Consider the following 651-nt stretch of genomic DNA (forward strand, 5'->3'; position numbering starts at 1 on the left):
CAATCCAGACGCCGTATACATGGCCGCAACCGAAATCATGCCAGCTTTGACCGAGACGCTCTTGCCCCGCGGGAGCCATCCATACATGGTCCGAGAGACTATGGCGAACGGCTGCGATGCGGTCACCGACGGCCTTGAGGCAGCGCATCTTCGCCTCGATCCGGCTGCGGGCGTGATAGCCCGTCCATCGCTTCCAGAAAGCCCGGCCGTAGTGGCAGTTGGCGCGCAGGGTTTCGTTCCTGATCCGCGCAGCTGGACGGTCTTCTTTCCACGGGCGGCCGTTCTTGCGGATCGGGATGATCGGGACGGCGTCGCGTTCGATGATGGCCTTGTGGCAGCGGCGTGTGTCGTANGGTCTTCTTTCCACGGGCGGCCGTTCTTGCGGATCGGGATGATCGGGACGGCGTCGCGTTCGATGATGGCCTTGTGGCAGCGGCGTGTGTCGTAGGCGCCGTCGGCGGTGACTGTACCTATCGGCTCGCCTGCCGGGATCTGGCCGAGCAATTCCGGCAGTACTGGACTGTCGCCTTCGCGGCTGGGAGTGAATTCCACGGCGCGGATGTCGGATGTGGCCGGGTCCATGGCCAGATGGACCTTGCGCCATTGGCGTCGGCCTTGCACCCCGTGCTTGCGGGCCTGCCATTCGCCATC

The 651-nt window shown here is 64.6% G+C and carries 1 pseudogene; it reads right to left on the bottom strand.

Features of this window, described 5'->3' with window-relative positions:
* Positions 1–109: 109 nt before the first annotated feature.
* Positions 110–651 (bottom strand): annotated as a pseudogene (locus V8324_RS22225) (transposase); the annotation flags it as partial.

It is taken from the genome of Roseovarius sp. D22-M7, from assembly GCF_037083785.1.
Classification (GTDB): Bacteria; Pseudomonadota; Alphaproteobacteria; order Rhodobacterales; family Rhodobacteraceae; genus Roseovarius.